Genomic DNA, 246 nt, shown 5'->3' on the forward strand with positions numbered 1-246 from the left:
GTGTACTGTCATTGGTAGTTACATCACTTAACGCAACTGTCGGTGCTGTGGTATCGATAGTCACCACTGCACCTGTTATCCCCACATTACCTGCAGGGTCGGTCGCTGTCACAGTTACTGTATGTGGTCCATCAGTCAACACTGGAAGCGTATTGTCCGCAAGGGTCCAGGTACCATCACCATTATTGACCGCAGGATAGTCCACACCATCTACAGTCACCACAACTGTCGCAGTCGGATCGTTCA

General features: G+C 50.4%; 1 protein-coding gene. It reads right to left on the reverse strand.

Features of this window, described 5'->3' with window-relative positions:
* A partial coding sequence (locus ACH8JV_RS19650) for an Ig-like domain-containing protein (protein WP_396523332.1) occupies positions 1-246 on the reverse strand: 246 nt, incomplete at both ends.

Origin of the sequence: Acinetobacter sp. ABJ_C5_2 (assembly GCF_044538485.1) — a bacterium.
In the GTDB taxonomy this organism is placed as follows: domain Bacteria; phylum Pseudomonadota; class Gammaproteobacteria; order Pseudomonadales; family Moraxellaceae; genus Acinetobacter; species Acinetobacter nosocomialis_A.